At 54.8% G+C, this 21823-nt stretch carries 23 protein-coding genes and 2 tRNA genes; 21 read left to right on the top strand and 4 right to left on the bottom strand.

What is annotated here, in order from left to right; translation table 11 throughout:
* Nucleotides 1–269 precede the first annotated feature (269 nt).
* From MTHE_RS00125 to MTHE_RS00180, 12 genes are all read left to right on the top strand, one after another.
* Entirely contained in the window at nt 270–764 is a 495-nt protein-coding gene (locus tag MTHE_RS00125; protein ID WP_232840862.1) for a 3-isopropylmalate dehydratase small subunit, read from the top strand.
* On the top strand, nt 761–1885 hold the full coding sequence (locus MTHE_RS00130; RefSeq protein ID WP_011695229.1) for an isocitrate/isopropylmalate dehydrogenase family protein: 1125 nt from the start codon (nt 761–763) through the stop codon (nt 1883–1885). The genes MTHE_RS00125 and MTHE_RS00130 overlap by 4 nt, the downstream gene beginning before the upstream one ends.
* Before the next feature lie 85 nt (nt 1886–1970).
* Nucleotides 1971–2058: transfer RNA gene (locus tag MTHE_RS00135), tRNA-Lys, on the top strand.
* 27 nt (nt 2059–2085) lie between these two features.
* A complete protein-coding gene (locus MTHE_RS00140; RefSeq protein ID WP_011695230.1) occupies nt 2086–2322 on the top strand; it encodes a DNA-directed RNA polymerase subunit H in 237 nt (78 codons plus the stop codon).
* A 17-nt stretch (nt 2323–2339) separates the two neighbouring features.
* Nucleotides 2340–3830 carry a DNA-directed RNA polymerase subunit B'' gene (locus tag MTHE_RS00145; RefSeq protein WP_011695231.1) on the top strand — a complete coding sequence of 497 codons (1491 nt, stop codon included), beginning with the start codon at nt 2340–2342 and terminating at the stop codon, nt 3828–3830.
* Entirely contained in the window at nt 3823–5637 is a 1815-nt protein-coding gene (gene rpoB / locus MTHE_RS00150) for a DNA-directed RNA polymerase subunit B (RefSeq protein WP_011695232.1), read from the top strand. The genes MTHE_RS00145 and rpoB overlap by 8 nt, the downstream gene beginning before the upstream one ends.
* Nucleotides 5638–5645: 8 nt before the next feature.
* On the top strand, nt 5646–8276 hold the full coding sequence (locus tag MTHE_RS00155; protein ID WP_011695233.1) for a DNA-directed RNA polymerase subunit A': 2631 nt from the start codon (nt 5646–5648) through the stop codon (nt 8274–8276).
* Nucleotides 8273–9427 carry a DNA-directed RNA polymerase subunit A'' gene (gene rpoA2 / locus MTHE_RS00160; RefSeq protein WP_011695234.1) on the top strand — a complete coding sequence of 385 codons (1155 nt, stop codon included), beginning with the start codon at nt 8273–8275 and terminating at the stop codon, nt 9425–9427. Before MTHE_RS00155 ends, rpoA2 begins: the two co-directional genes overlap by 4 nt.
* Nucleotides 9424–9735, top strand: a complete 312-nt coding sequence (locus tag MTHE_RS00165; protein WP_011695235.1) for a 50S ribosomal protein L30e — start codon at nt 9424–9426, stop codon at nt 9733–9735. The genes rpoA2 and MTHE_RS00165 overlap by 4 nt, the downstream gene beginning before the upstream one ends.
* Complete coding sequence (locus MTHE_RS00170) at nt 9728–10159, top strand: NusA-like transcription termination signal-binding factor (protein ID WP_011695236.1); 432 nt, start codon at nt 9728–9730, stop codon at nt 10157–10159. Before MTHE_RS00165 ends, MTHE_RS00170 begins: the two co-directional genes overlap by 8 nt.
* Before the next feature lie 55 nt (nt 10160–10214).
* Nucleotides 10215–10643: a 30S ribosomal protein S12 gene (locus tag MTHE_RS00175; RefSeq protein ID WP_175265628.1), complete on the top strand. Its 429-nt coding sequence runs from the start codon at nt 10215–10217 to the stop codon at nt 10641–10643.
* A 4-nt stretch (nt 10644–10647) separates the two neighbouring features.
* Entirely contained in the window at nt 10648–11205 is a 558-nt protein-coding gene (locus MTHE_RS00180; protein ID WP_011695238.1) for a 30S ribosomal protein S7, read from the top strand.
* Between the two features lie 107 nt (nt 11206–11312).
* Here the strand turns inward: MTHE_RS00180 and fdhD are convergent, their stop codons facing one another.
* The gene (gene fdhD / locus MTHE_RS00185; protein ID WP_175265629.1) at nt 11313–12044 is read right to left on the bottom strand and encodes a formate dehydrogenase accessory sulfurtransferase FdhD; all 732 of its coding nucleotides are present in this window, start codon (nt 12042–12044) and stop codon (nt 11313–11315) included.
* A gap of 260 nt (nt 12045–12304) precedes the next feature.
* Here fdhD and MTHE_RS00190 point away from each other — a divergent pair, with 260 nt between their 5' ends.
* Both MTHE_RS00190 and MTHE_RS00195 read left to right on the top strand, forming a co-directional pair.
* On the top strand, nt 12305–13282 hold the full coding sequence (locus tag MTHE_RS00190; RefSeq protein ID WP_011695240.1) for an ATP-binding cassette domain-containing protein: 978 nt from the start codon (nt 12305–12307) through the stop codon (nt 13280–13282).
* Between the two features lies 1 nt (nt 13283).
* Nucleotides 13284–14051 (top strand): ABC transporter permease, encoded by a 768-nt coding sequence (locus MTHE_RS00195; RefSeq protein ID WP_011695241.1) that lies wholly within the window; start codon nt 13284–13286, stop codon nt 14049–14051.
* Here the strand turns inward: MTHE_RS00195 and MTHE_RS00200 are convergent.
* Complete coding sequence (locus tag MTHE_RS00200) at nt 14048–14434, bottom strand: beta/gamma crystallin-related protein (protein WP_175265630.1); 387 nt, start codon at nt 14432–14434, stop codon at nt 14048–14050. The two genes, MTHE_RS00195 and MTHE_RS00200, sit on opposite strands and share 4 nt — an antisense overlap.
* Nucleotides 14435–15190: 756 nt before the next feature.
* Between MTHE_RS00200 and MTHE_RS00205 the strand changes: the two genes are divergently transcribed.
* Genes MTHE_RS00205 through MTHE_RS00230 form a run of 6 tightly spaced genes read left to right on the top strand, consistent with a single transcriptional unit; the run spans nt 15191 to nt 18453 of the window.
* Nucleotides 15191–15598 carry a DUF1699 family protein gene (locus MTHE_RS00205; protein WP_011695243.1) on the top strand — a complete coding sequence of 136 codons (408 nt, stop codon included), beginning with the start codon at nt 15191–15193 and terminating at the stop codon, nt 15596–15598.
* Between the two features lie 42 nt (nt 15599–15640).
* Nucleotides 15641–16114 (top strand): hypothetical protein, encoded by a 474-nt coding sequence (locus MTHE_RS00210; protein ID WP_011695244.1) that lies wholly within the window; start codon nt 15641–15643, stop codon nt 16112–16114.
* Nucleotides 16115–16137: 23 nt separating this feature from the next.
* A complete protein-coding gene (tpiA, locus tag MTHE_RS00215) occupies nt 16138–16806 on the top strand; it encodes a triose-phosphate isomerase (protein ID WP_175265631.1) in 669 nt (222 codons plus the stop codon).
* A 4-nt stretch (nt 16807–16810) separates the two neighbouring features.
* Nucleotides 16811–17083, top strand: a complete 273-nt coding sequence (locus MTHE_RS00220) for an acylphosphatase (protein ID WP_011695246.1) — start codon at nt 16811–16813, stop codon at nt 17081–17083.
* 18 nt (nt 17084–17101) lie between these two features.
* The gene (locus tag MTHE_RS00225; protein ID WP_011695247.1) at nt 17102–17281 is read left to right on the top strand and encodes a 4Fe-4S binding protein; all 180 of its coding nucleotides are present in this window, start codon (nt 17102–17104) and stop codon (nt 17279–17281) included.
* Complete coding sequence (locus tag MTHE_RS00230) at nt 17278–18453, top strand: NAD(P)/FAD-dependent oxidoreductase (protein ID WP_011695248.1); 1176 nt, start codon at nt 17278–17280, stop codon at nt 18451–18453. The genes MTHE_RS00225 and MTHE_RS00230 overlap by 4 nt, the downstream gene beginning before the upstream one ends.
* 237 nt (nt 18454–18690) lie before the next feature.
* Here the strand turns inward: MTHE_RS00230 and MTHE_RS00235 are convergent, their stop codons facing one another.
* Both MTHE_RS00235 and MTHE_RS00240 read right to left on the bottom strand, forming a co-directional pair.
* On the bottom strand, nt 18691–19155 hold the full coding sequence (locus tag MTHE_RS00235; RefSeq protein ID WP_011695249.1) for a peptidylprolyl isomerase: 465 nt from the start codon (nt 19153–19155) through the stop codon (nt 18691–18693).
* A 58-nt stretch (nt 19156–19213) separates the two neighbouring features.
* Nucleotides 19214–19285, bottom strand: a tRNA-Gly gene (locus tag MTHE_RS00240).
* 480 nt (nt 19286–19765) lie between these two features.
* Between MTHE_RS00240 and MTHE_RS00245 the strand changes: the two genes are divergently transcribed.
* Entirely contained in the window at nt 19766–21823 is a 2058-nt protein-coding gene (locus MTHE_RS00245; protein ID WP_011695250.1) for a NosD domain-containing protein, read from the top strand.

Here is a 21823-nt window from a genome sequence, read left to right on the forward strand (position 1 = left end):
CGCACGAGGCGTGATGCGTCTGAACTCAATGATGCGGAGACCCGTGGGCCTGAATGAGTGCCATCGACAGCCCATGACAAGATGTTTCATAAATCCGAACGTTACGCATCTCGATGGTCTGGGCACACAACTGGATCGCAAAGCTGAATCAGGGGATGCGCACGGACCGTCGAGTCCGGGCAGTGGCTCTCGGTGCATGCGCCAAACTCGCCGGCCTCCATCAGTTTAATATACCGCTTTGTTATTGGTAGATAGTCCACCTGTTGGAGATGGGTATTTTGGCACGAGCCTGGAAGTTCGGAAACGATATCGACACGGATGTGATCATCCCTGGGCGCTATCTTGTGATAAATGATCCAGAGGAGCTGGCCAAGCACCTCTTTGAGGGGATCAGGCCGGAGTTCGCGGAGAGCGTTCGACATGGAGATATCATAGTCGCTGGAACCAACTTCGGGTGTGGTTCATCCAGAGAGCATGCTCCTCTTGCCATCAAGGCAGCCGGGGTGGAGGCGGTCATTGCAAGGTCCTTTGCACGGATTTTCTTCAGGAATTCAATAAATATAGGGTTGCCTCTGCTCATCTGCGCGGATGCGGAGAAAATAGACGATGGCGACTCTGTGGTGGTGGATATCTCCAGGGGCATCGTTCAGAACATCTCCAAGAAGGAGTCTTATCCGACAACACCGCTGCCCCCGTTCCTCCAGGAGATAGTGAGGTCGGGAGGTCTTTTAAATTATACAAAGAAACAGGTGGTGAGAGCATGATTTATAAAGTACCTGTCATACCGGGCGACGGCATAGGGCCAGAGATCATAGCAGAGGGCAGGAAGGTACTTGAGACTGCTGCGGACAAGCACGGCTTCGATATCGAGTGGATCGAGTACCCGCTGGGTGCAGATCACTACCTCAGAACGGGCGAGCTCGTGAGCGAGGAGACGCTGAAGGAGCTCGGGCGTTACAGGGCGATATACCTCGGGGCCATAGGAGATCCCAGAGTAAAGCCGGGGGTTCTTGAGAAGGGCATTCTCCTGGCGATGAGGTTCTATTTCGACCAGTACATAAACCTCAGGCCCGTCAAGCTCCTGGAGGGAGTATGGACACCTCTCAAGGACAAGGGTCCGAAGGACATAGACTTTGTTGTTGTCAGGGAGAACACAGAGGACTTCTACATAGGCCAGGGCGGTAGAGCCAGGTCTGGAAGGAGCCATGCAGATCTCGAGGTGAAGAGATCTCTCTACAACGTGAAGTTCGGCCTTGATATTGACTCAGATAGCGACGAGATCGCATACCAGATAGGCATGGTCTCGAGGGAAGGATGCACCAGGGTGATAAAGTACGCATTCGATCTTGCGATGGAGAGAAGAAAGCATGTCTCAAGCGTCGACAAGGCGAACGTTCTGAGCGACATCTACGGGTTCTGGCGCGAGATCTTCGAGGATGTCGGGAAGAGCTATCCTGAGGTCACCACAGACTTCAACTTCGTCGATGCCATAACGATGTGGTTCGTCAAGAATCCGGAATGGTTCGATGTCGTTGTCGCTCCCAACATGTTTGGGGATATCATCACAGACCTCGGAGCCATGATACAGGGCGGCCTCGGGCTTGCGCCTGGAGCAAACCTGAACCCAGAGGGGACAAGCATGTTCGAGCCGATACACGGAAGCGCACCGAAGTATAAGGGTATGAACAAGATCAACCCGATCGCAACGATATGGGCAGGCGCGATGCTCCTGGAGCACCTGGGTGAGAAGGAGGCTGCTCAAGACGTAGTAAGGGCTATAGAGCTCAGCCTGCGTGAGGGAAGGGTGAGAACATACGACCTCGGCGGCAGCTCCACCACATCTGAGGTGGGTGATGAGATAGCCAGGCTTGTGAGGAACTTATAAAAGGGAAAAAGCTTTATGCATGTTTCTTTAAAGAGGGGAGCAGTGCAGCTCAACGTTCACAGTTCGTGGGCTCGTATGCTCATGGGGGCTCGTAGCTCAGTTAGGCAGAGCGCCTGGCTTTTAAATTTTATGAAGACACCAGGTGGCCGAGGGTTCAAATCCCCCCGAGCCCGTATGTAGCTTTTCTGGGAGGAGATCGGATGAAGAGGTTTGCCGTACAGGATCACGAGCTGGTACCGGAACACATCCTCCTCACTCCAGAGGAGGCCCAGCAGGTCCTGATGCAGTACGGTGTAGAGGCGCGCCATCTGCCGAAGATCCACGTCACGGATCCAGTTGCTAAGGAGATTGGCGCCAAGGTAGGGGATATAATAAAGATAAAGCGCAAGAGCCCCACGGCAAAGGAGTCGATATTTTACAGGCTCGTTATCGATTGAAGAGGGTGATTCAAGATTTGCTGGACAGAAGCGTTCTTTACAGGGCCTATTTTACCAAGGACAAGTTGGTGCACCACCACATAAATTCATTCAACGAATTCATAGACAGAGGTCTGCAGAAGGTTATCGATGAGGTCAGGATAATAGAGACGAACATCGAGAACACCTACGTCAAGCTCGGCAAGATCAGGGTGGAGAAGCCTGTGGTCATGGAGGCTGACGGATCTGTCGAGAGGCTCTATCCGAACGATGCCCGTCTCAGGAACCTGACCTATGCGTCGCCAATAAAGCTCGAGATGTCCATAGTCGACAGGGGCGAGGAGAAGGAGCCGGTCGAGGCGATGATCGGCATGCTCCCGATCATGGTGATGTCGAAGGTCTGCAACCTCTACGGCATGAGCGAGGAGGAGATGGTCTCCTACGGAGAGGATCCCCTCGATCCTGGAGGATACTTTATAGTGAACGGATCCGAGCGCGTCATAATGACGCTCGAGGATCTGGCGCCGAACAAGATACTCGTGGAGTACAATCAGAGGTACGATGAGTTCATAGAGGTTGCGAAGGTCTTCAGCCAGAGGCAGGGCTACAGGTCTCTCGTCATAGTGGAGCGCGGCAAGCGATCGATACTAGAGGTCTCATTCCCGTCTGTCGCTGGCAGGATAAACTTCGTGACTCTTGTAAGAGCCCTCGGACTCGAGACTGATATGGACATAGTGAAGGCCGTATCAGATAACCCCGAGATCATGAAGTTCATGCTCGAGAACCTCGAGGAGGCTGAAGTCTCGACGACAGAAGAGGCCCTGGAGAAGATAGGCAACAGGGTCGCGGCCGGCCAGGCGAAGGAGTACCAGAAGAAGCGTGCCGCTTATGTCCTGGACAGATACCTGCTTCCGCATATAGGAGTGGAGGAGAAGGACAGGTACGCTAAGGCTCTCTTCCTCTCAAGAATGGCTGAGGCGTGCTTCGAGCTGGCGCTTGGTAAAAGAGGAGAGGACGACAAGGACCACTATGCGAATAAGAGGCTGAAGCTCTCCGGAGACCTGATGGAAGATCTCTTCAGGGTCGCATTCAACAGGCTCACCAGGGATATCAAGTACCAGCTCGAGCGCGCCAGCATGCGCAACAGGGAGCTGAATGTCATCACCACAGTGAGAGCGGATGTTCTGACGGAGAGGATGATACATCCTCTCGCAACAGGCAACTGGGTTGGTGGCAGGACCGGCGTATCGCAGCTTCTGGATAGAACGGATTACATGGCGAGCCTGAGCCATCTCAGGAGGGTCATATCGCCGCTATCGAGATCGCAGCCGCACTTTGAGACCAGGGATCTCCATGCGACACAGTGGGGAAGGATATGCCCGAGCGAGACTCCCGAGGGGCCGAACTGCGGGCTGGTCAAGAACTTCGCTCAGGGAGTTGAGCTCTCAAAGGGCGTTGAGGATTACGAAGAGGTCAAGACCATGCTGATCAATCTCGGTGTGAGGCCGGTAGGTGGTTATGGTGGCTGATGCCAGGGTTTTCATAAATGGAGAGATAGTCGGGCATCATCCGGAGCCCGAGAAGCTCGTGGCCGAGATCAGGCGTTTGAGAAGAGCCGGCGTGATAAGCAATCAGATCAATGTCGCATACTACGACAGAACAAACGAGATTGTGATAAACACAGACTCTGGAAGGGCGAGAAGGCCTCTTATCATCGTGGAGAACGGACAGCCCCTTGTCACAGAGGAGGATATTCGGAGACTGGAGCGGGGAGAGGCGACCTTTGATGATCTTGTTCGAGAGGGAAAGATTGAGTATCTCGATGCCGAGGAGGAGGAGAATGCCTACATAGCGATCTGGGAGAATGATCTCACAGAGGAGCATACGCATCTCGAGGTCGATCCGTCTCTAATCCTGGGGATATGCACAGCACTGGTCCCGTACCCGGAGCACAACGCGAGCCCGAGGAATACCATGGGCGCCGGCATGATCAAGCAGTGTCTTGGCTTCCCGATGGCGAACATCCGCCTGAGACCTGACACACGGGGCCACTATCTCCATTACCCACAGCAGCCCATTGTCAGTACAAGAACCGCCAAGGCAATCGGTTTCGATAAAAGGCCAGCGGGCCAGAACTTCGTCGTGGCGGTTCTCGCATACGAGGGGTACAACATCGAGGACGCCCTGGTGATGAACAAGAGCGCCGTCGAGCGCGGGCTTGCCAGATCTCATTTCTTCAGAGTATCAGAGGCAGAGGAGAGGAAATACCCTGGGGGTCAGGAGGACAAGTTTGAAATTCCCGATCTCGAGGTCAGGGGCGCGAGGGGCTCTGAGACCTACGGCCAGCTCGATGCCGACGGTCTTGTAAATCCGAACGCTGATGTCGGTCCCAACGATGTGCTTATAGGCAAGACGAGCCCGCCGAGGTTCCTTGAGGAGCCGACAGAGTTCGGAATCAGCCCGCAGCAGAGGCGCGAGACTTCTGTCACGATGAGGTCCAACGAGAAGGGCGTCGTCGATCTGGTCATCCTCACAGAATCGCAGAACGGCAACCGGCTCGCCAAGGTAAAAACCCGTGACCAGAGGATCCCCGAGCTAGGAGACAAGTTCGCATCACGCCACGGTCAGAAGGGTGTTGTGGGTCTTCTTCTCCCCCAGGAGGATATGCCGTTCAGCGAGAGCGGCATGGTCCCGGATCTTCTTCTCAACCCGCACGCAATCCCATCGAGAATGACAGTCGGGCACGTCCTCGAGATGATCGGCGGGAAGGTGGGTTCGCTTGAGGGAAGGTTCATAGATGCGACCGCGTTTCTCGGAGAGAAGGAGTGGGATCTCAGGAGCGCTCTGACAAGGCTAGGATTCGCCCATACAGGAAAAGAGGTTCTGTACGATGGAGCGACCGGCGAGAGGATACAGGCCGACATATTTGTCGGGGTGATCCTGTACCAGAAGCTGTACCACATGGTCACCGGAAAGATGCATGCGAGATCACGCGGCCCTGTGCAGGTGCTCACCAGGCAGCCGACAGAGGGCAGGGCTAGAGAGGGCGGACTGAGGTTCGGAGAGATGGAACGCGATGTGCTCATAGCCCATGGCGCTGCTCTTGCGCTGAAGGAGAGGCTCGTCGAGGAGTCAGATAAAGTAACGGAACTCGTGTGCAGCAAATGCGGAGTCATAGCGATTCACGATCGGAGAAGAAATATGGACCTCTGCCCAGTCTGCGGCACGGACACCGACATATACCCCGTGGAGATGAGCTATGCGTTCAAGCTTCTGCTTGACGAGATAAAATCGCTGGGCGTGGCACCGCGCCTCATGCTGGAGGATGCAGTTTAGGTGATGGAATGAGCGTTCCAAAGAGGATTGGAAAGATAAGGTTCGGCCTGATATCTCCGCAGGAGTTCAGGAAGATGAGCGTGGTCAAGGTGATCACGGCCGATACCTACGATGATGATGGCTTTCCCATAGAGATGGGTCTGATGGACCCCAGGCTCGGCGTCATAGATCCTGGTCTCCGATGCAGAACATGCGGCGGCAGGCCCGGGGAGTGCCCCGGACACTTCGGACACATCGATCTCGTGGCTCCGGTGATACACGTTGGCTTCGCGAAACTCATCAGGAAGATCCTGAGAGCGATATGCAGGGAGTGTTCAAAGCTCATGCTCTCCGAGCTGGAGAAGAAGGAGTTTCTCAGGCAGATAAGAACGCTTGAGGATCTCGGGCAGCCCACAGAGGATGTTGTGAACAAGGTCTTCGCAGAGGCAAGGAAGCACAAGACCTGCCCGTACTGCGGTGCCCCTCAGAGGGAGATCAAGTTCGAGCGGCCGCTCTCATATATAGAGGACGGACACAAGCTCACGCCCTCTGACATAAGAGACAGGTTCGAGAGGATCTCCGACGAGGACATAATGGTCATGGGGATGAACCCGGAGACGGCAAGGCCTGAGTGGACGATACTCACGGTGCTGCCAGTGCCTCCTGTCACAATGAGACCATCTATAACGCTGGAGAGCGGACAGAGGAGTGAGGACGACCTGACACACAAGCTCGTGGATATAATAAGAATAAACCAGCGATTCCAGGAGAACCGAGAGGCAGGTGCGCCGCAGCTGATAATCGAGGACCTCTGGGAGCTTCTCCAGTACCACGTCACGACATTCCTGGATAACACTGTTTCAGGGGTACCTCCAGCCAGGCACAGAAGCGGCAGGCCCCTCAAGACACTCTCGCAGAGGCTCAAGGGCAAGGAGGGGAGGTTCAGAGGCTCTCTCTCCGGAAAGAGGGTCAACTTCAGCGCGCGAACTGTAATATCTCCATATCCAAACCTCTCAATAAACGAGGTCGGGGTTCCGATCGAGGTTGCAAAGGAACTCACAGTCCCGATAATGGTCACCCCAAAAAATATCGAGGTCGTCAGGAAGTACGTGATGCGGGGGCCAGACAACCATCCTGGTGTCAATTACGTAACACGTGCAGATGGGAGGAGAGTCAAGGTCACCGAGAGAAACTGCCAGGAGGTCGCGGAGCAGCTCGAGGTTGGCTGGAAGGTGGACAGGCAGCTTGCAGATGGTGATATCGTTCTCTTCAACCGGCAGCCCTCGCTCCACAGGATGTCGATAATGGCGCACAGGGTCAAGGTCATGCCGTACAAGACATTCAGGCTGAACCCAGCGGTATGCCCGCCGTACAACGCAGACTTCGATGGCGACGAGATGAACCTCCATGTGCCACAGACAGAGGAGGCGAGGGCAGAGGCTGAGATCCTGATGCGGGTCCAGGAGAACATCCTCTCCCCCAGATTCGGCGGCCCGATCATAGGCGGGATACACGATTATGTCACCGGAAGCTTCCTGCTCACCCACAAGGAGCGCAGGCTCAATAAGGACAGACTCATGGAGGTTCTCAAGAAGCTTGATATAAGCGACATCCCTGTGCCTGCAGGATATGACGAGAACGGCGATCCGTACTGGACAGGAAAGCAGATATTCAGCCTGATACTGCCAAAGGATCTTAACCTCACGTTCAAGGCAGACTTCTGCAGCAACTGCCCTGTCTGCAAGGGCGAGGATTGCGAGAATGATGCGTATGTGGTTATACGCAACGGCGTCCTTCTCAAGGGCACGATCGATGCAGAGGCTGTGGGCGCCTTCAAGGGGAAGGTGATAGATCGCATAATAAAGGAGTATGATCCAGGGGTTGCGAGCCAGTTCCTGGACAGGATGACGCTCCTGGCGCTCCGCGGGATCATGCTCGCCGGCTTCAGCTTCGGCATCAGTGACGAGGATGTGCCAAGAGAGGCTGCAGAGCAGATCCAGGATGTCACAAGATCCGCGAAGGAGAGTGTCCAGAGGCTTATAGAGGCTTACAGGGCGGGAGAGCTGGAACCGCTTCCCGGACGCACTCTTGAGGAGACGCTGGAGATGCGCATAATGCAGACGCTGGGCAAGGCGAGGGATGCTGCTGGACAGATCGCAGGCCGTTACCTCGGACTGGACAACAGCGGCGTGGTCATGGCGGTCTCCGGCGCCCGCGGCTCGATGCTGAACCTAACGCAGATGGCAGCATGTGTGGGCCAGCAGTCGGTCAGGGGCGAGAGGATAAAGCGCGGCTACACTGATAGAACCTTACCACACTTCAAGCGCGGAGATCTCGGCGCCGAGGCTCATGGCTTCGTCGAGTCGAGCTACAAGAAGGGTTTATCGCCGACTGAGTTCTTCTTCCATGCGATAGGTGGCAGGGAGGGTCTTGTGGACACCGCGATAAGAACATCCCAGAGCGGCTACCTCCAGAGGCGCCTGGTAAACGCCCTACAGGACCTGGAGGTGAACTACGACGGCACCGTCAGGGAGACCCGCGGCATGATCGTCCAGTTCAAGTACGGAGAGGACGGGGTCGATCCATCTAGGAGAGACTACGCAAGCCCGGAGAACGTGCATCGAATAATAAGAAAGGTCCTCGCGGGTGAGAACGCATGAAGCTTCCAGAGTCATGGCTTAAAAGGATAGACGAGCTCGATCTGCCGATCAGCCTCAAGGACGCTATCAAAAGCGGCCTGGAAGAGGCGGAGAGGGTGACTGAGGAGCAGTTCGAGACGATAATAAAGGAGGTCGTCGAGGACTATGAACATGCGAGGGTCGAGCCGTGCGAGGCAGTGGGCGTCGTCGCAGCCCAGTCCATCGGCGAGCCGGGCACGCAGATGACGATGCGTACTTTCCACTACGCTGGCGTCGCGGAGATCAACGTCACCCTCGGTCTTCCGAGGCTGATAGAGATCGTCGATGCACGCAAGATCCCGTCGACGCCAACGATGACCATACGGCTGCTGCCTGAGTACGCCTCGGATCGCGACATGGCGAGGGAGGTCGCATGGGCAATCGAGGCCACCTCTATCCTGCATCTGGGCTCGATAGCCACAGATCTCGCGGAGATGAATGTGGTCATAGAGCTCAATGAGGATGCGATGGCACAGCGGAAGATCACAGCTGAGGATGTGGCCGAGAAGCTGAGAGATGCCACAGGTCTGACTGTGGATCAAAAGGGGAACACCATCATAATGGCGCCCGAGGAGCCGTCTTACAGGGAGCTCTTGCAGCTGGTCGAGCGAATAAAGAAGGTCACGCTGAAGGGCGTTGATGGTATAAAGCGTGTGGTCATCCGGAAGGAGGGGGATGAGTATGTCCTCTACACTGAGGGCTCATCCCTCAAGGAGGTCCTGGAGTTCGAGGGCGTCGATCCAACCAGGACCAAGACGAACAACATTAACGAGATATGCGAGGTCCTCGGAATAGAGGCAGCTCGCAATGCAATAATCAACGAGGCTACCGAGACCCTCCGCGAGCAGGGCCTCCAGGTCGATGTCAGGCACATCATGCTTGTCGCCGATATCATGACCTGTGACGGCGATGTGAAGCAGATCGGCAGACATGGCGTATCAGGAGAGAAAGCGAGCGTCCTCGCTCGCGCTGCCTTTGAGGTCACTGTGAACCACATACTTGATGCCGCGATCCGTGGCGATGTGGACGACCTCAGAGGCGTCACCGAGAACGTCATAGTCGGCCAGCCGATCCGGCTTGGAACCGGAGACGTCCAGCTGGTAGCAAAAAGAATTGATGAGGTAGTTCGATGATAAATATCGATAGAGCGCTCAGGAGTTCCATAAGAACCGGTAAAGTTGTGCTTGGCTCCAACAGCTCTCTGGAGCACGGTCTCCGGGGAGACGCAAAGCTCATAATATACGCTTCGGACTGCCCGGAGCACGTGCGCCAGAAGCTTCGCAGCCTTGAGGTTCCGGTGTATGCATACCAGAGCTCCGGAAGGGATCTGGGCGCAGCATGTGGAAAGCCATTTCCGGTAGCCGCCCTGGCTGTTATCGAGCCCGGGGACTCTGAGATCATGGCGCTGCTGCGGGAGATCCGGGGTGTTGCGAATGAGTGAGTTCAAGCTCACAACAGAGGGAATAAGATACATAGCGCTCTTTGAGAGCCTCACGGGCGGCATGGCAAGGGACTGCATAGTCGACGAGGAGAACGACAGGATAATCTTCGTCATACAGAAGGGAGACATGGGGGCCGCGATCGGAAGGAAGGGGAGCAACATAAACCGCGTCAAGAAGTCCATTGGAAAACAGATAGAGATAGTCGAGTACAGCGACGATGTCAAGGAGTTCCTGCAGAACCTCTTCCAGCCGGCTGATGTCAAGAACATCATGGTGGTCAACAAGAATAACAAGCGATTGGCTTATGTAGAGGTAGCCAACAAGGACAAGGGTATTGCCATTGGGCGTGACGGCCGAAACATACTTAAAGCCAAGATGCTGGCACAGAGGCATCATGGCGTTGATGATATAATCATACAGTGAGCGGCACAACGCCCTAAAAGAGCGCTATCATGAATTCACGATCAACGGTGATTGAATGGGAATGGGAATCAATGCGGCCAGGAAGATGGAAGATGACTGGAAGAAGCTGAGGTGGAGCGATCCTCATTACTGCAGGCGGGCTCTCGGCCTCAAGGTCAAGGCTGATCCTCTGGGCGGGGCCCCCAGAGCCAGGGGTATCGTTCTGGAGAAGGTGGGCGTCGAGGCGAAACAGCCGAACTCAGCCATACGCAAGTGTGTGAGGATACAGCTGATAAAGAACGGAAGACAGGTCACGGCATTCTGTCCCGGTGATGGTGCCATAGGGTTCATAGACGAGCACGATGAGGTCGTGGTCGAGAGGATCGGCGGAAGGATGGGACGATCGATGGGCGACATACCCGGCGTGAGGTTCAAGGTCGTAGCGGTGAACAATGTCTCCCTCGAGGAGATGGTCTCGGGCCGCAAGGAGAAGCCGGTAAGGTGATTTTGTGAAGGTATTTGGAAAGTGGGATGCATCAGAGGTGGAGATCCCGGATCTGAGCGTAAAGGGCTACATCAACCTGAAGCCGAGGATTGTGCTGCACACCGGCGGCAGGCATGCGAAGCAGCAGTTCAAGAAGTCCGAGCTTCACGTGGTCGAGCGTCTGATCAACAAGATGATGAGGAAGGAGAAGAACACAGGGCAGAAGCAGATCGCATACAGGATAGTGGAGGAGGCCTTCGACATAATCCATTCGCGGACGAAGGAGAACCCTCTGTCCGTCCTGGTCAGGGCCATCTCAAACGCAGGACCGCGTGAGGAGGTTGTCAGGCTCAAATACGGTGGTATCACTGTTCCAAAGGCTGTGGATACCGCACCTCAGAGACGCGTCGATACCGCGCTGATGCTCATAGCAAAGGGCGCATGGCAGGCATCTTTCAAGAGCAGGCGCTCCATCCAGAACTGCCTGGCAGATGAGATCATAGCTGCTGCAAATTACGACGTGAAGAGCTTCGCTGTCAGCAGGAAGGACAGCATTGAGCGTGTGGCAAAGGCCGCCAGGTAGATCTGGCTGCCACCCTCACGCCATCGTCCGCGCGCTCTTGGTTATCCACAGCGTATCTTCCATCGCTCGGTTGGAGCGTAGCATCCGTGGAGATCCTCTGGGTATTTTCACTTCGCTGTGCTGGTGGGCGACAGATCCGCTAGCCTCTCCGGATGCGTGTAGATGTTCATCCTCTCCTCCCGAACAAATCCCATCAGCGTGATCCCCACAGCATCTGCGATCTCGAGAGCGAGACTGGTCGGCGCGCCCCTTGATGCTAGAATTGAGATCCCTGCGCGCGAGCACTTCAGAGTGAGACCTGAGGAGATGCGGCTCGTCATCACGACGAAGACTCTCGATAGATCGATGCGCTCGAGCAGGCAGTGGCCTATGGCCTTGTCCATCGCATTGTGCCTTCCTATATCCTCGGCCATCCATGCCGTACCATCCTCGCAGAAGACGCCCGCGCGGTGGAAACCCCCTGTGATCCTGTGGGCATCTGAGTCGAGAAGCATGCGCATCGCGCGGAATACGGTATCAGTTCGCACCGCAAGCCCCTCCGTCTTTTCAGAGTGCACCGTATGTTTTTCTGTACGTTTCTGATCGCATGCCGGGCGAAGGGTCACGTCTGCGAGATGCCCCTCAATGTGAATCGCAGCTATATCCTCCAGCGCTCCCATGTATCCTTCTGAGAGGAGATGGCCGACGACAAACTCTCTGATGTGGCAGGGGCTCAGTGTTACTCTGCGAAGCAGATCTCCATTGATGCGCAGCTCGAGCTGTCTCTCCTCTGCGACTGAATCCCATACCACTGAGCGATTCTCGCCATCAACTCTTATGCACATGCGTTTCTCTATCATCTTCCTCCATCTGCGCCGAAGTCTCTGATATAGAATAACCCCAGTGTCGACATTGCATGCCTGGGGGTGTGCAGAAATTGCTGTGAATCGACCTCCTGCTGGGCGACACGTACAGATCAGTTTTGAATTTGCAGCAAATATGATGCACTGCCCTCTCTGAATCCACTGGAGCCCCTGGCTGAGGCACATCTTCTTAAGGCATGCTGCGTACTGGTTGAGGGAGGTGATGATGGCGCAGCCTTGGAGGCTGCGCCCGTTCCATGGAGCATGCCATAGAGACGAGAGGGCTTGTAAAGAGATTTGATGGCCTGGTAGCTGTCGATGACGTGAATCTCTCTGTGAAACGAGGGGAGATCTTCGGCCTGCTGGGACCAAACGGCGCGGGAAAGAGCACAATAATCAAGATGCTGACCACGATGCTCAGGCCCACCGGAGGAGAGGCGTATGTCTGGGGTCACCACATCGTGCGCGAGAGGGATGCTGTGAGAAGCTGCATTGGCGTGGTATTCCAGGATCCGAGCGTCGATGGGAAGCTCACGGCGAGGGAGAACCTGGATTTCCACGGCAGGATGTATGGAATGCCGGGAGATGAGAGGAAACGGAGGATCGCGGAGGTTCTGGAGCTTGTGGAGCTCTCAGACAAGGCGGATGTGCTTCTGGAGGAGTTCTCGGGCGGCATGCGCAGGAGGCTCGAGATAGCCAGGGGGCTGATGCACAGGCCGCACGTTCTCTTCCTGGATGAGCCGACGCTCGGCCTGGATACACAGACCCGGCGATACATCTGGGATTACATCAGGGACCTGAACAAAGAGGATGTCACTGTAGTGATAACAACACACTACATGGAGGAGGCAGACAACCTCTGCAATCGAGTCGCAATAATCGATCACGGCAGGATAGTGGCCCTCGATACCCCGATGTCTCTTAAGAGCATGATCGGCACCGATACCCTGACCCTCGAAGTCAGTGATGGTCTTGAAAGGCTCCGAGATCTCCTGCTGGAATTCAGCTGGGTGCAATCATTCGATGCAAGCAACGGATACGTGAGGCTCAGCGTGGACTCGGCGCAGTCTAGGATCCCGGAGGTCGTGCTGGCCGCATGCCGTGCTGGCGTGCAGATAAAATCCGTGAGCGTCCATGAGCCGACACTGGAGGATGTATTCCTCAAATACACGGGCAGGAGCATGCGGGATGAGACAGGGAAGGGCGATCTGGTCAGGGCCTTGATGAGGAGGTAGCATGAGAGCATTTGACCCGTACGCGATATACAGCCTCTGGCTGAGGGAGATGATACGGTTCTTCAGGCTTAAATCAAGGGTTGTGGGATCGATAGCCCCGCCGTTCTTCTTCCTGGCATTCCTTGGCACGGGCTTCAGCGGCATGGCATCCAGGGTTCCCGCAGGTGTGGACTACATCAACTATCTCGCTCCTGGGATAATAGGCATGACGCTGCTCTTCAGCTCGACGTTCGCGGGGATGTCGGTCCTTTGGGACAGGGAATTCGGCTTTCTTAGAGAGATTATGGTCGCGCCCGTAACAAGGCTCTCAATAGTGCTGGGGAGAACTGCGGGAGGCGTGACCCAGGCCGTGCTGCAGGGCATCATAATACTGATACCCGGGATAGCAATGGGTGTGAAAATAAAGGGGCTGACAGGACTGCTTCTATCGCTGGCGCTCATGGTCATCATATCCGCCACATTCATAGGAGTTGGCCTCGCATTTGCATCCAGGATGAAGGACATGTCCGGATTTGGCCTGATAATGAACTTCATGATCTTCCCAGTCTTCCTGCTGTCGGGAGCGCTCTTCCCTGTGCAGAACCTGCCGGGGCCGGTCAGGATCCTCTCCTACATCGATCCCCTCACGTATGGTGTAGATGCGCTGAGAGGCTGTCTCGTTGGCGCAAACTCGTTTCCTGTAATCCTGGATGCACTGCTGCTCACAGGATGCTGCGCAGCGACCATGGCGATAGGGGCGTACCTGTTCGAGACAAGCGATATCGATTAGCTTATTCTTTTCATGGAGCCGATCACGTTTATGCCGTAGTCTGCAATCGACGGGTATATCCCTGGCCCGAACTCTGCCTCATAAGGACTCTGAAAGTTCGGCTCTCTGTAAAGACGCCATACTCCGCTCAGGACAACCATCGACCTGGGTGTCGCATTGAATGCGATATCCGCTCCTACATCAGCGTCAGACTCGAATATGTGCTTGTGGACCCCTCTCTGATTCGCGTCTGCGAAGAGCACAGCCTCCGACGGACCGCTTGTGCTGGCTGAGCCAGCGCCCGCCACCACGCCCTGAAAGTCTGATACACCTGGCCCAAAGCCGCCAGGCATCATTATGTTCCGCTGCGCGCTGACGCACAAAAGGCCAATCAGGACTGCCACAAAGAAAATAAGCAATATTTTGTTTTTCATATTATTATCACCAACCTTTCAAAGAATATCTTTTTTATTCGGTCATACATTTTCTGAAGAGATATCGTGATCGAGGATATATTAATATCGTTTGAGTGTTTTGCGGTGGTTTCATGGGATTACCAGATTTAATGACGAACCCGCTCAGAGTCGGCCACTCTGCATGTGGATCATCGAACCCAATGGAAGGATGACTCTTGCAGTCGATTGGTGATCCAGCTTTGGAACGGCTTCAACCACGTGTCGTGTACTTGATTCATTGAAATCTGGAGCGCTTGAGCCATCTAGATTCATGGGATATCCCGCCCATGGCTCTCGATCGTAGCTAATTATTCAGTGATACGGGTCCACGACCCAACCACGAATTGGGAGAAGAAATCGTCAGGAACGCCAGGTCCATGCATATTGTCAGCTCTCAGGACCTTCACCTGAAAGCAGAGTTCTTTCCGCTTCGATATTCGACTGGACTTTCCCATGTAGTCAGGAACATTTGATGAACTCCAGAGGGTTCTATGGCATCACAGACCATTTGCGCGATCTGCTGCACCCAAATCCATATCAACTGGATGCGAGTTATACCCCTCTTAAGATCTATACTCACTTATTATTGGCAGGACAAAAATACACGCGATATATGCAGATTCAGTTTCTACTTATAGAATATCAGTTTCTTGACTACTACAATTACCATTATCTATATATATTTTAACATCATTGTTTCTATCTATGAGATTAAGGGTTGTGAGCTCAAAGAAAGAGATATCCGACCTGAACCGGAACGAACAGGTTGTACATCTCGCATTCAGGGCCTCCAACATGGACGTCATGAACCTGGTCAGGACGTGCCCGCGGCTCAAGGCGGTTCAGATTCCTCCATCTTACTATCAGACGATGTCGAAGGCAGCGCAGCAGTTCCTGGAGCTTCAGGGGATAGAGATCATCAAGGGAGACGTCTGGGGTCATCGCAAGGACATAGACGAGTACTACTCCGTGAGCGAGAAGGTCATAGACCGAATAGCCTCGCTCATGGCTGAGGGCTACAGCATCGATGAGACCGTGAAAAAGGTGCATCGCGAGACGAAGCTCTCAGAGGATCTCATACGCTACCTTCTGAAGGAGCAGGTGATGGCCTGAGCCACCACCATAGTTTTATTTCTTGAAGTGAAATCCCCGCTCATGGAGCTGGAGCGCCTGATCAGGGACTTTCTGGTGCGATCCCGGCGCGACCTCAGAGCACAGCTCGAGGCCAAGTATGGCCTGGATCCTGATGAGATTGATGAGATACTTGATCGTATGATTCACAGGATATATGGACCTGCGCTCGGTCTGGCAGAGAGCCTCAAGCACGGCCGTGTCGCGCTCTTCATAGAGCGAGAGGGCTGCCCGGTATGCAGGGATGCTGCGCCAGAGCTGGAGCGTTTCCTGAAAGACCACCCGGATTTCAGCTGCATCAGGCTTGAGTACTCCAAACCAGAGGGTCTCATCTACCATATTCTCCATCAGGAGGAGAGTGGCAGGCTTCCGCTTGTCGCTCTGATATCAGATGGCACAGTAATGATGCTCGAGACAGGCGGCGCCAGAGCGTTCGCGGAGTACGAGGGCTCAGCGAAATGCGAAGGCCTCTGCGAGGTCAGAACGCCTGGCAAATGAGGTGGTCACAGAGTTTAGGTGGGATGGCTTTGACGCTGATAGTTCTCAACTTCAAAACCTACAGGGAAGCGACAGGAGATTCGGCTGTCGCCCTATCAAAGATATGCGAGAGCATAGCCTCTGAGTATGGCGTCGATATCGCGGTTGCGCCACAGGCCGCTGATATAAGAGCGGTCGCATCCGCCGTGAGCATACCGGTTTATGCGCAGCACGTCGATGGCGTCGGCTTCGGCAGCTTCACAGGGCACATCACAGCTGCGTCTGTGAAGGCTGCAGGGGCATCCGGTTCTCTCATAAATCACTCAGAGCGCCGGCTCAGGCTTGCTGACATCGAGGCGTCTCTCAGGGCGTGCAGGTCAGAGGGGCTCACGTCGATAATATGCACGAACAACGTCGCAACAACAAGAGCGGCTGCAGCCTTGCGGCCTGATTATGTCGCTGTGGAGCCGCCAGAGCTCATAGGCTCTGGGATTCCTGTCTCCAAGGCAGATCCTGAGGTCGTCAGGGGCTCGGTCGAGGCTGTAAGAGCGATAGAGAAGGATGTCGGCGTGCTCTGCGGCGCAGGAATCACCCACGGAGACGATCTCAGAGCCGCTATCGAGCTCGGCGCTGTGGGCGTTCTTCTTGCCTCAGGGATCGTGAAGGCGAAGGACCAGCGTAAGGCGCTCGAGGATCTGGTGACAGGGGTTTGAGATCATGACCATATGCGTCCGCGTCAGGGTCTCGGGAAGGGTTCAGGGAGTCGGATACAGGTATTACACCACAACCCACGCCAAAGCGCTCGGAGTCAAGGGATGGATAAGGAACCTCCCTGGAGGGGGTGTTGAAGCGGTGCTTGAGGGAGAGAGGAAGAGCGTCGGCGAGCTCCTCGGCCTGATGAAATCAGGACCATCTGGCGCGATGGTCTCTGGAATGGAGATCGCGGAGGTCGAGTGCAAGGGCCACGATGATTTCAAGATAATCTATTGACGCAGGGGTGAAGTTCGATTGATTACCATCAACAGATACGTCTGCGGGTACTGCGGTGCATGTGTCGGCGTCTGCCCTGTCTGCGCCCTGGAGCTTGTTGAGACCTGGCTCGAGGTCTCCGATGGATGTATAGAGTGCGGCAGGTGCGTCAAGCTATGCCCAACCGGGGCGCTCAGTCTCGAGGAGGCTCAGGGATGAGGTGTGATGTTGTTGTGGTTGGTGCCGGCCCGGGCGGATCGATGGCTGCGAAAACCGCTGCAGAAAAGGGATTGAAGGTTGTTCTCGTAGAGAAGCGGCAGGAGATCGGGGATCCAGTGAGGTGCGCTGAGGGGGTCAGCAAGGCGCGCCTGAGCAGCATGATCAAACCTGATCCGAAATGGATAGCATCAGAAGTGAAGGGCGCGCGCCTTTACGCCCCCGACGGCTCGAATGTGGTCATGTCCGAGGACAAGTCCGGGGATGAGGTCGGCTATGTCCTGGAACGCAAGATATTCGACCGCGCGCTGGCGATGGATGCGGCCCGTGCGGGCGCGAGGGTGATGGTCAAGACCAGGGCCCTGGATCTGCTCAGGGCAAATGGATCTGTGAAGGGCATCAGGGCCATGCGTTACGGGGAGATCATTGATATAGAGGCTGATGTGGTCATAGGCGCTGACGGGGTCGAGTCGAAGGTGGGTAGGTGGGCCGGAATAGATACTGCGCTCAAACCCGGAGATATAGAGGTCTGCGCGCAGTTCCTGCTCTACGATAAGGGCATAGACGACGAGTACTGCGAGTTCTTCCTGGGAAACGAGCTGGCGCCTGGCGGATACGTCTGGTCGTTTCCGAAGGGCGAGCACCTGGCGAACGTGGGCCTTGGAGTGATCGGCTCGAGGTCAGAGCCCGGAGCGCCGGTGAAGCTCCTGAGGAGGTTTGTTGAGAGAAGAATGCCTGAGGCGAGGATCGTGGAGATGGTCGTCGGCGGCGTCCCGGTCTCGGGACCGATCGAGAGGACCATCGCGGATGGTGTAATGCTGGTCGGAGACGCTGCGCGCCAGTCGGACCCGATAACAGGTGGGGGCATACTCAACGCGATGCAGGCCGGGATGATTGCGGGAGAGGTCGTCGCTGATGCTGTGTCCAGCGGCGATACCGGCGTTGAGGGGCTCATGGCCTATGAGAAGCGCTGGAGGGAGAGCATCGGGAAGCAGATAGCAAGACATCTTGATCTCAAGGAGTTCTTCATCAGGCTTAGCGATGATGACCTGAACAAGCTCATGCACTCGATCCAGTCTGAGGACGTCTCCAAGATGGATCTGAGGGGAATGCTCAGAGTCCTCATCCGCCTGAACCCGAAGATGCTCTGGGAGCTGAGGCATCTTGTGATGTAGGCTGTCATTGAGATGTGGTCGCATGCGTCAGGGGGTTAACTCCAGCCATCCTGCCGGAGATGCTCACCGAATGCGATCTCTCCGTTCGCTCTTATCCATTTGATGACTTGCCCGAAAGAGCGGTGGTCATGCTATGCGTTCGTGTCGAATGAATGAGTGCTATCACCAACCACATCGCATGCCCTACAAGTTGCCACGCACATATGAGCGTCTCCGTTAATTGACGCGGGGATCTCCTCAGCCCAGCACCCTTGCGGATACAATTACCACGTCCTCAATGGGCCTGTCCTCGGCATCGGTCCTCACGTCTCCTATTTTATCGACCACATCCATACCCTCGACGACCCTCCCGAAGACGGGATGCATTCTGTCGAGGTAATTGTTGTTCACGAGGTTTATGAAGAACTGGCTGCCGCCAGTGTTCGGCCCTGCATTCGCCATGGCCACAGTCCCACGGTCGTTCCTGTTGTGCCTGGAGAACTCATCTGGGATGGTGTATCCAGGGCCGCCGTAGCCAGTGCCTGTCGGGTCTCCCGTCTGGATCATGAAACCGGCGATCACCCTGTGGAATATCACACCATCGTAGAAGCCGCTTTCAACAAGCTTCAGAAAGTTTCCCGCAGTTATGGGCATATCATCGTAAAGCTCAATTACCACATCCCCCAGGGATGTCTTTAAAAGCACCCTCCGATTATCGGCCATGGGTTTTGTTATGAGACGATGAAATATAAAAGTGATGCGTGGATTGCAGCAAAACAAATGCGGCTGCCGGGATTCGAACCCGGGTTACGAGCTTGGGAAGCTCATGTCATAACCCCTGGACCACAGCCGCACGATTAAGTGAAATGCACACTGAGCTATTAAATCTTGTGCCTCGCATTCATGTGAATGTCGTGGGCGATGCACAGATGTTCTCAAACATGCGCCATCACCGAGATCCTGGTCGGGCACTTTGAAGAGATCCGGCCGAACCGAGCATCTGATTGATTCCTTCGTGAGAACAGCATAATCAAATGTCAGCTCGGGTTGAGCTCGTCCAGCTGCGGCAGGAACTGACGGTATCCTCCGTGAGAAAAGCGGTATCGAATAATAATGTTCAGCAGACCTCATGAATTGGCAAGGAGGTTGCGGGCCTCAGGGTGGAGGACATCCCCGGCCCGCGCCATTAAAACTGGTCGCCTCCATAAGGAGGTTTTCGTAATATTATTTAAAGATTTCGTAACAAATTTGCAGGAGCCGAATAGAAATCTGTTGATATGCCCCGGAGAAAGTATATCATCCAGCAGGTTTACACTTATCTGGAGGAGTTCATGTGGGCCTGTGGCGGGCTGTGCTGATAATGTCTCTGGTGGTCATGATAGTATCCGCATCCAGCGCGAGGATTCTGGTTGTGGATCAGGAGGCGACGGGCGCGATCAGAAGCGTGAATGCAGCGCTCGCAAACGCGCAGAACGGTGACGAGATACTTGTAATGGCGGGGTATTATAGGGAGAGCGTGGATGTCAATAAGTTGGTCTCCATAAAAGGATATGGTGCGATCATCGACGGCATGGGCCGTACGACCTTCCAGATGAGATCATACGGGAGCAGCATATCCAACCTCACGATCCTCGGGAGCGGCAGGGATCCGGCAGTCGTGGTAGAGGGATATGCATCTGTGACCGGCTGCAACATCAAAAACTCCTCCATTGGAATCGCGGCATACAAGGGAGTGGTATCGAACAACACTATTTCAGCTACCGCATATGGGATCAGGCTGAACGGCTCCGCGATTGTAGAGAACAACACGATATCAGGACCGCTGGGGGCCGGCATAGAGGTGAGGTGCAACAGCTCCAGGATCCTCAGTAACATTGTGACCTCTGCAGGAAATGCGATAGATGTGGTCGGAAACAACAACACCGTTCTTTTCAACCACCTCTCCTCATCGAACATAGGCATACGGCTGAAGTCATCTTCTGATAACATAATGATGAATAACACCTGCGAGAAGAACAGGATCGCTGGAGTTTATCTGGAGGATTCCAGGAACAACAGCGTATCCTCGAACAGGTTTCTCCGCAACGGCAACGGTATCCTCCTGAAATCCTCTTCGGGTAATAAGATAATCGGAAATATCGTAGAGCTGAACGAGTACGGGATATCGATGAAGGGCTCTGGTGGTAACCTGCTCAGAGAGAACGTGCTGATATCAAATATATACAGCTTGAGGATAGAGGCAGGCAACCTAGGAGATCTCAGGCTCATATCAGATCCCAGGGCCAGGATGGACGACAACTCATTCAACCAGAGCATCGATGAGTCGAACACGATAGATGGCAGGCCGGTTCTGTATCTGGTAGGTGCTCGCAACGTTTCGATAGATAAGAGCTACGGATTTGTGGGGCTCATAGACTGCGAGAACATCACGATGAGAAACCAGAGCATATCGAACAGCAGCGCGGCCATCATGCTTGTGGGAGCAATCGACTCCAGGATCTCGGACTGCAGGCTCTCCAGAAGCGAGATAGGGTTATCGATCCTCGACTCGAAAGGCTGTGTGGTGGAGAACACAACCGCAGAGTCCTGCGGGATCGGCTTCTGGTTCGGTCGGTCGCAGGATATCTTCGTGAGAAAGAGCGCGGCGCTGAACTGCACAGAGAGCGGATTCAGGCTCGAGGGTGACAGGAGATCGAGGATAACGGACTCCCGGGCAGAGAACTGCACTGCCGGGATGCACCTCCTTGACGCCCTCTCCTCAGAGATCGTGCGTTCCAGGATATCCTCAAGCAGTGAGGATGGCATACGGCTGGTCAGGTCGCACAGATCAACGGTGAAGGAGAATGAAGTGACAGGAAACGACAACGGCATAGCGATCTCCGGCTCAAATCAGTGCGTTCTTGCGATGAACAACGCGAGCGCCAATGGGATAGGGATAAGGATCGAGCAGCTCTCCGGAGGATCTGCTGCTGATAACATCGCTTTCCGGAACAGGGAGGGGATCTTCGTGAACGGGGTGAAGGAATTCCAGTTCATCGGCAACAACATCAGCATGAACGAAAGATTCGGAATGCGAATGGGAAGCAGCTCAGGCTGCAATATAAGCGATAATAGATTCGTAGGCAACGGCATGCTCGGCCTGAGCCTGACAGACTGCAGCGACAACAGAATCTACCACAACAGTTTCATCGAGAATGGTTCAATGTTTGGACAGAACGCCGTGGATAACGGAAGCAACCTCTGGGATATGGGGCCGGTGATCGGAGGAAACTACTGGTCGGATCATCAGGTTAGTGGAAATCCCGGAGATACTCCAAAGAATGTGCCATCAAAGGGCGTGGACAGATATCCATTCGAGAGGGATAATGGATGGAGGTCACCCGCTCTGTGA

It is taken from the genome of Methanothrix thermoacetophila PT, from assembly GCF_000014945.1.
GTDB classification, from domain to species: Archaea; Halobacteriota; Methanosarcinia; order Methanotrichales; family Methanotrichaceae; genus Methanothrix_B; species Methanothrix_B thermoacetophila.

Bases quoted from the DNA above. Each gene is read 5' to 3' on its own strand.
- MTHE_RS00125 (WP_232840862.1), top strand. From the start codon at position 270: ATGGGTATTTTGGCACGAGCCTGGAAGTTCGGAAACGATATCGACACG.
- MTHE_RS00130 (WP_011695229.1), top strand. From the start codon at position 761: ATGATTTATAAAGTACCTGTCATACCGGGCGACGGCATAGGGCCAGAG.
- MTHE_RS00140 (WP_011695230.1), top strand. From the start codon at position 2,086: ATGAAGAGGTTTGCCGTACAGGATCACGAGCTGGTACCGGAACACATC.
- MTHE_RS00155 (WP_011695233.1), top strand. From the start codon at position 5,646: ATGAGCGTTCCAAAGAGGATTGGAAAGATAAGGTTCGGCCTGATATCT.
- rpoA2 (WP_011695234.1), top strand. From the start codon at position 8,273: ATGAAGCTTCCAGAGTCATGGCTTAAAAGGATAGACGAGCTCGATCTG.
- MTHE_RS00165 (WP_011695235.1), top strand. From the start codon at position 9,424: ATGATAAATATCGATAGAGCGCTCAGGAGTTCCATAAGAACCGGTAAA.
- MTHE_RS00170 (WP_011695236.1), top strand. From the start codon at position 9,728: ATGAGTGAGTTCAAGCTCACAACAGAGGGAATAAGATACATAGCGCTC.
- MTHE_RS00175 (WP_175265628.1), top strand. From the start codon at position 10,215: ATGGGAATGGGAATCAATGCGGCCAGGAAGATGGAAGATGACTGGAAG.
- fdhD (WP_175265629.1), bottom strand. From the start codon at position 12,044: ATGATAGAGAAACGCATGTGCATAAGAGTTGATGGCGAGAATCGCTCA.
- MTHE_RS00190 (WP_011695240.1), top strand. From the start codon at position 12,305: ATGGAGCATGCCATAGAGACGAGAGGGCTTGTAAAGAGATTTGATGGC.
- MTHE_RS00195 (WP_011695241.1), top strand. From the start codon at position 13,284: ATGAGAGCATTTGACCCGTACGCGATATACAGCCTCTGGCTGAGGGAG.
- MTHE_RS00205 (WP_011695243.1), top strand. From the start codon at position 15,191: ATGAGATTAAGGGTTGTGAGCTCAAAGAAAGAGATATCCGACCTGAAC.
- MTHE_RS00210 (WP_011695244.1), top strand. From the start codon at position 15,641: ATGGAGCTGGAGCGCCTGATCAGGGACTTTCTGGTGCGATCCCGGCGC.
- tpiA (WP_175265631.1), top strand. From the start codon at position 16,138: ATGGCTTTGACGCTGATAGTTCTCAACTTCAAAACCTACAGGGAAGCG.
- MTHE_RS00220 (WP_011695246.1), top strand. From the start codon at position 16,811: ATGACCATATGCGTCCGCGTCAGGGTCTCGGGAAGGGTTCAGGGAGTC.
- MTHE_RS00230 (WP_011695248.1), top strand. From the start codon at position 17,278: ATGAGGTGTGATGTTGTTGTGGTTGGTGCCGGCCCGGGCGGATCGATG.
- MTHE_RS00235 (WP_011695249.1), bottom strand. From the start codon at position 19,155: ATGGCCGATAATCGGAGGGTGCTTTTAAAGACATCCCTGGGGGATGTG.